The sequence below is a fragment of the Aureispira sp. CCB-QB1 genome (genome assembly GCF_000724545.1).
GTDB lineage: Bacteria > Bacteroidota > Bacteroidia > Chitinophagales > Saprospiraceae > Aureispira.
The window spans coordinates 1-5,968 of record NZ_JHBV01000155.1 but is presented as its reverse complement, the minus strand read 5'-3'; the positions used below and the strand labels follow the sequence as shown (position 1 = coordinate 5,968).

Sequence of the window (5,968 nt, the reverse complement as noted above, 5' to 3'; positions counted from 1 at the left end):
TCGGTAGATAAAAACGGTCTTTTGTCGTTTCATGGTATGGGATTAAAGAGTTAACAAATGCGGTTCTGTTGGCGGCTTTTTTTGGCAATGCGGCGCTTTTTTCGACGCTTTTTAATGGCTTTTTTGGGGTCCTTGATGGATTGGTTCCTGGAATACTTAGGAAGTACTAAGGTTTCGGACGCTTCAGCGACTGTTTGTAGTGGGTGCATGGTTGCTTCTTGAATCGTTTCATCTGTCTCGTCCTCCCAAAAATCTTTTTCTTCTATACAAACCTCCTTCGGAAAGAGTGGATCGGGGGGAATTTGATGACAACTGTAATAAATTATTCCTGCTACAATTAGCATACAAATGGCTAAAATCATGGTGCTTTTTTTTCAATACTTCGTGGTAAAATCGTATCCATATGATTATTAGTAGGCTAAATTTTAAATATTCAGCGTTTGAAATTCTGATAATCATATGGATACAAAGATGTTTTTTTGTTTTTGCGATAGCAAAGCAAAAAATCCACGAAGTACTATTTTAAATTAATCAATTGGTTTTACATAAAGTTAGAGCAGCTCTTTGGCAATCAAAAGGATTCTCTTTTGAGGGACTTGATTTAGGGGCGTAATTTTTTGGCTTTCTAAAAAGGCATAAAAAAAGCTGTCCAAAATTGAACAGCTTTCTTTAATGGTAAGGAGAATAGGATTTAAAAATGTCTTCGCATCTGTACTAACAATTTATCAAACAAAGGAATCACTGCTTTCATTTCTGTTGGGGTCATATATTGAGCCTTGTTATATTTTGTCTTGGTCAAAAAGACATTTTGTATCTTCAAGCTTTTTAGTTTGTGAGAAATGTATTGTTCAAATAAACGAGCAAAAATTTCATTCCGTTGCAAAAAATACTTTTGAAGTAAACCTTTAGAGGCACCTTTAATCCGATTCGCATAAACAGAATGTTCCTTTTTATTCGGTGCCCAATAAGCTTTTTCTAAAATAGATTCTACTAAATGGCGCATAGGGTACTTTTTTGCATCATAGGTTATTCGTTTAAAATCTGTAGAATCCCCATTAGTTAATGAAAAAGCCCTATGTGTTTCTACTCTAGAGCCAAAGAAATAGTCTAAAAAATGACCGTATTCATGGGCAAAAGAGCCAACCCCTCCTGAAATAACAAAACGTTTTGCTTTGTCATAAGGATCCTTAAAACGATGAGCTTCTTTATAACGAGTCAGGTTAATGATATTGGTACCTGGTTCGTAATGAGCCAAAGCACCTCTTTTTCCCCTCGCTCCAAAAGCAATCCCTAAGTGTTTATCTAAACCTATGTTGTTGCCTTTAAATTGTAGAACTCGATTTAAATCGTAAAGACAAACCGTGAGTGCTGCCAAGTAATTAAAACGGTCTTCATGTGTTACCCAATTCCCAAATTGATAGCCTTTTAAATGAAAAACCTTTGATACTTCTCGAATGTCTTTAATCCTCTTTAAATCATCGTTAACAGCTCCTTTTCTAAATTCCTTATAGATTGCCTCAAAACCTTGAAACTTCCACCAGCGTTCCAAGTTGGAACCATCCTCTGGGGTTAATGTATCAACAATCTTCATCTATTTTCTCCGTTTTTTGGCTGTTTTAGAATTTAGTTGCTTGAGCTTCTTAATTCGCTCTTGGTTGAGCATACAATCGGGAACACCCTTGCCAACAATCTTTTCTCCTGAACGAAGTTTTGCTCTAGTTTTTTTCAGTTTTTTCAATGTGCTTTTATTTTTATTAAGAATGCTAAAACGCCTAATATAGCAGCTTTATAGCCTAATGTCAAGCAAAAAAAATACGCCCACCTGTTTTAGTAGCGTATTTTTTTGTGTTTTGAACTCTAGAAGCTTATTTTTGAAATTTATAAAAACTAAGCACATGAAATACCAAGAAATTAACTTAGAAGTAAAAGCTCCAATTAGTTTTGTTTTTGATTTCATTTCTCTACATGAAAACTTTCAAAAACTCAATATTGCCTCCTCTTTATATGAATGTGAATTCATAGATAAAGATTTATTAGAAGATGGCAAGTCGGTTAAGGCTGGAGTTGTTTACAATTTAAAAATAACAGCTAAAAAATTAACCTTCTATCTAGGTTGTTTGACATTAGCTGTAGAGAAAGATAAATTGATCCAATACAGGTATATTTACAATGATATAATTGACCTAGAAAACCCTCTAATGGAAGATTTTAAATCTACTATGTTGGATTCTCTCAATGCCACACCTTTTGAAGGATCTTGGATTGTTAAAGATCTTGGTGGTTCAACGACAGAACTAAAAATTCTCATAGAAGTAAATGGGAAACTAAGCTTTTTTAAAAAAATCTATTATTGGTTTTTTAGACAATTTCCATCTCAAGATAAGAAAGAAGGAGTACGTTTATTTAAAGAAATAAAAAAGCAAATAGAATCAGAGTACCAAGCTAGTAACTCCTAATCGTTCAAATTAGTAACAAAATCCTTTAGAGCAGCAATATAAACCACCTTCTCCTTTGCCTCTATTTCTTTTAGGTCCTCATACAAAGATGCATCAAACAAAGCTTCAATCGCTTCTGTGCACATCTCTTGTAGAATTTCAGGTTTAACGGCATCTAATTCCACCTGCCCCAAACCTGTCCAGTTTTGAGCTCTAGAATCACTCTTTTTTGTTGGAGCTGGTGGCAAATTCATTTCTAAGACTTGCTTCTCTACCAAAGCAATCCGCTTGACCTCCACCGCAACACCAAAGTCTTCTAAATTGGCTTGTATACTTCTAGGAATATCCTCTCCACTAGCATCGTAATCGCCAAAATATAAAATCGTTGGTATTTTGCCCTCCTCCATTGCTTCTTGAAAACGCTTGGAAGCGTCATTCAAAAAGGTCAAGGAAGGATAGCCTTTGCAAGGAGCTAAAGCCACTCCTTCCATTCGGCAAGGCTCATTAAATACTCCCTGTAACGCTTTCTTTTCAATCCAAACTTCTACAAAATAAGGTTGATTCTCCCAACGATTTTTTCGATAGTTTTTCATCCAGTACTCAATCGCATTTTTAGAAGACTCTATTTCATCACTGACAATTGTCTCTTTAATAACGGTCTCTCCCAATACAGAACGGTCATGGTCGCTAAACGTTTCAAAATGAACCAAACCTTCCCAACGGGCTTTGGTCATCGCTGCAACGACTCGCTTGTAATGCTGAATACTATTGGTCATTCCCAAAGCAACCAATTGATAATGTAGTCCTCTTAAGGTTAAAATACCATGATCATAATTCGAAATTACTGCTAAAGAATGGTCTATAATCCATTGACGATTGAATGCATCTTTTGTTCTTGTTGCCATATTATTTATGTTTGAAAATGGAATCGTTTTACTTCCGAAGTACTCGGCAGTAAGCTTTGATTTATCGAAGGTTCAGCCATTTTGTTACTGCGGAAGTAATGCCCCAATACTTCCGAGTACTTCCGCAGTAACAAGCCTATGTTTTGTGCGCAGAGTTTTTCTTTCGAGCACTTAAATAACAATCACGAGTACAGTAGGTATGGTTGTGATTCTTATGCACAAAAGGCGTGTTACATTGAGGGCAAATACGAGTATATTCCTTCTTGACTCGTTCCTCTTCAGTAGGAGATATGGGAGCCTCTGTTTCATAATCCTTAAACCCAATCTTTCGAGCACGAGCACCAACCTCTTGCACGTGGACGAGCGGCAATTCAGTTTCCAACGGATCACTTTTAACAACAGGAGGTGGGTTCGTATTGGTCGGCTGCTCCAAGCTCTCTTGAAGATCCTGCCGTTCCTTCTCACACTCCGTATAATACCACCAAGAAAAACACATCGACAGCACAAATAAAACCTCAAAACCAATCGCAGCCGTGACCAGCTGCCGTCCTAAATCGGCTCGCTCTACCTTCACCGCATCAGAGCGCTCTTGAAAAACTTGAAAAGCCTGGTCTCTCGCTGCCTTATTTTCTGTCTTTAACTCGACCAAAGCAGCATCCTTTTGCGCTTGTACTACTTGGATATCTTTGTTGTATTGCTCAATGATTGCAGCATCCTCACTTCTTAAGCGACCCCTCCAAAGACGATTTTCTCGGTAAGTATCACGCTCCAAAGTCAAGGCGGCTATTCTGCCATCATAATCCTCATTAATCGCATCAGGTTCAACTTGTTTCGGTTGCTCTTGAATCGCATCATCAACAAGCAAACTCGGCAAAATCTTAGCTCCCTCAATTGCAATGTAAATGCTTACCGTTAGCGTCGCCAAGCCCAAAACAGCCGCAAAAGGCTCGACTTTTTTATACTGAAAAAGCCCTTGCATCGCATCGTTGGTCGATAAACGTTTGATCACCTCAATCGCTACCAACAGAGTAATCGAAGCGACGATGCGAACGAGAGTAGGGGTGCTCACAAACAAGTAAGACAGCATCACAAATGCCGTGGTCATGCTCGCCAGCTGTGCCACCACACCTAAGCTTAAAAAAGCATTGTTTGCCAAAGCGAAACGCTCAGAAAATCGTTTGTGCTTAAATTTTGAATCTAGGGTTTTGTTCAAATTCGTTCTAAATATCCAGCCATTGAGCAGATTCCGTGCCTTGGCGTATGGATTTTCTCTAAAAGTTGTCATATCTTTGTCTTTCAAAATGCTCTTACTTGGAGTTGCTGGATTAAGTGACAGCAACTCCTTTTTTAATGAATTTATTTTTTAATTCGTTGTGCCTCGAATTTGAACATCATATCCAAGTCTTCCTTCAATTCTGGTTCCTCTTTGAACACTCCAAACATCAAAGCCAAAAATTGAGCTTTGCTCTCTGTATGAATGTGGATAGCACCGTTTTTATCCGTTCTAATCAAAGCCCACAATGGAGCTTCCTTTAACAGTTGCTTTGAATGTTGAATCACATAATCTTTTGCACTGAATGGGCTGTGTTGCTTGTTATCTGCCATTTTCTATGTTGTTTTATCAATAGTAGTTCGTTGATTTTTTACTTTTTTACCAAAAAGATAAAAAAGCACATTTATATTAGTTTGATAATCAAAACTTTAACAGAAAACACAGTAAATCTACAACTTACTGATTATCAAACTAATAAAGTTTTTCAACGAACTATTGATCAATGAATAAATGATCTTCTAAATGCTGCTCAATCCTGTATTAGAATTGATTTCATGTGCTTGTAAATGGTCTAAAATGGGTTGTAAATACGCCATAAAAAAGGTCGTATCTTCCTGCTCTTCCTCCAAAATTGCCAACTCAATCGAAAACACGTAGCGAAAGCAATATTTCTCCAAAGGCGTCAAGTGCAGGGTCGAAAAACTTGGTAGGGCTTTGCCTTTTTTTGCCAAGGTTTCCAGCTGTTTGGATACCTTGATGTAAATTTGAGTCAAGGCACATTGGATCAACGCTTCCAAACTGTTGTGCGCAGTGCCATTTTTAAGGTAGTTGCTCAACCATCCGTGCAGCTGTTGCCAATGCGAGCGTTGTAATTGCAAAGGAATTCGTTGCTGCTCTAGGCTTGTGTATAGTTTGTAATCGCTCATGTTGTGTTGGTTTAAAAACATGTTGTATTAGTTTAAAAATCGACCATTCTCATACGAATTAATTTTCTTGCCCTCCAGATAAACATCTATTCTCAACACATCTTTTGTCCAGTATTGATGAATTTGCTCTAAATCGTAAATCCGTTGACTAATCCCTTTTTCTATGCCTGTTTTGCGCTTGTAGGAGCTGGTCGGAATGATGTACAAGGAATAGGCGGTAAATTGCGCTTTGTAGGTTTTTAAATCCAAGCGCTCAACACCTGTTTTCGGATGATAATAATGGATGACTTTATTTGTATGTAGTGTTTTTAAGCTGGCCCATTTCCAGGACTGTCGATACTTGGTTAAATACTTTTCAACACTCTTGAGCTGCTTCTCATTTTCAATCTTCATCGCTTTGTTGTTGGTTTGGTTCTTCCACCGAATATG

At 37.5% G+C, this 5,968-nt stretch carries 9 protein-coding genes; 1 reads left to right on the top strand and 8 read right to left on the bottom strand.

The genetic code is table 11. The annotated features are described in order from the left end of the window. Window positions 1-50: 50 nt before the first annotated feature. The 3 genes from CG11_RS28540 to CG11_RS30335 all read right to left on the bottom strand — a co-directional run bounded on the left by CG11_RS28540 (window position 51) and on the right by CG11_RS30335 (window position 1,738). Complete coding sequence (locus CG11_RS28540; RefSeq protein WP_052600325.1) at window positions 51-362, bottom strand: hypothetical protein; 312 nt, start codon at window positions 360-362, stop codon at window positions 51-53. A gap of 329 nt (window positions 363-691) precedes the next feature. Then, the gene (locus CG11_RS28535) at window positions 692-1,591 is read right to left on the bottom strand and encodes an LPD1 domain-containing protein (protein WP_052600324.1); all 900 of its coding nucleotides are present in this window, start codon (window positions 1,589-1,591) and stop codon (window positions 692-694) included. Next, window positions 1,592-1,738, bottom strand: a complete 147-nt coding sequence (locus CG11_RS30335; protein ID WP_156039968.1) for a hypothetical protein — start codon at window positions 1,736-1,738, stop codon at window positions 1,592-1,594. 157 nt (window positions 1,739-1,895) lie between these two features. On the opposite strand from CG11_RS30335, the gene CG11_RS28530 reads away from it, so the two are divergent. Continuing rightward, a complete protein-coding gene (locus tag CG11_RS28530; protein WP_052600323.1) occupies window positions 1,896-2,456 on the top strand; it encodes a hypothetical protein in 561 nt (186 codons plus the stop codon). Here the strand turns inward: CG11_RS28530 and CG11_RS28525 are convergent. The 5 genes from CG11_RS28525 to CG11_RS28505 form a co-directional block, all read right to left on the bottom strand. After that, window positions 2,453-3,340 (bottom strand): hypothetical protein, encoded by an 888-nt coding sequence (locus tag CG11_RS28525; protein ID WP_052600322.1) that lies wholly within the window; start codon window positions 3,338-3,340, stop codon window positions 2,453-2,455. The two genes, CG11_RS28530 and CG11_RS28525, sit on opposite strands and share 4 nt — an antisense overlap. Before the next feature lie 136 nt (window positions 3,341-3,476). Continuing rightward, a complete protein-coding gene (locus CG11_RS28520) occupies window positions 3,477-4,625 on the bottom strand; it encodes a hypothetical protein (protein ID WP_052600321.1) in 1,149 nt (382 codons plus the stop codon). Window positions 4,626-4,696: 71 nt separating this feature from the next. Then, window positions 4,697-4,945, bottom strand: a complete 249-nt coding sequence (locus tag CG11_RS28515) for a hypothetical protein (RefSeq protein WP_052600313.1) — start codon at window positions 4,943-4,945, stop codon at window positions 4,697-4,699. Between the two features lie 186 nt (window positions 4,946-5,131). Next, window positions 5,132-5,539 (bottom strand): hypothetical protein, encoded by a 408-nt coding sequence (locus tag CG11_RS28510; protein ID WP_156039967.1) that lies wholly within the window; start codon window positions 5,537-5,539, stop codon window positions 5,132-5,134. Window positions 5,540-5,566: 27 nt separating this feature from the next. Next, on the bottom strand, window positions 5,567-5,968 hold a 402-nt coding region (locus CG11_RS28505), incomplete at its 5' end, for a hypothetical protein (protein ID WP_231512849.1).

Excerpts from the sequence above, each read along its gene's own strand:
- CG11_RS28540 (WP_052600325.1), bottom strand. The coding sequence starts at position 362 with ATGATTTTAGCCATTTGTATGCTAATTGTAGCAGGAATAATTTATTAC.
- CG11_RS28535 (WP_052600324.1), bottom strand. The coding sequence starts at position 1,591 with ATGAAGATTGTTGATACATTAACCCCAGAGGATGGTTCCAACTTGGAA.
- CG11_RS28530 (WP_052600323.1), top strand. The coding sequence starts at position 1,896 with ATGAAATACCAAGAAATTAACTTAGAAGTAAAAGCTCCAATTAGTTTT.
- CG11_RS28525 (WP_052600322.1), bottom strand. The coding sequence starts at position 3,340 with ATGGCAACAAGAACAAAAGATGCATTCAATCGTCAATGGATTATAGAC.
- CG11_RS28520 (WP_052600321.1), bottom strand. The coding sequence starts at position 4,625 with ATGACAACTTTTAGAGAAAATCCATACGCCAAGGCACGGAATCTGCTC.
- CG11_RS28515 (WP_052600313.1), bottom strand. The coding sequence starts at position 4,945 with ATGGCAGATAACAAGCAACACAGCCCATTCAGTGCAAAAGATTATGTG.
- CG11_RS28510 (WP_156039967.1), bottom strand. The coding sequence starts at position 5,539 with ATGAGCGATTACAAACTATACACAAGCCTAGAGCAGCAACGAATTCCT.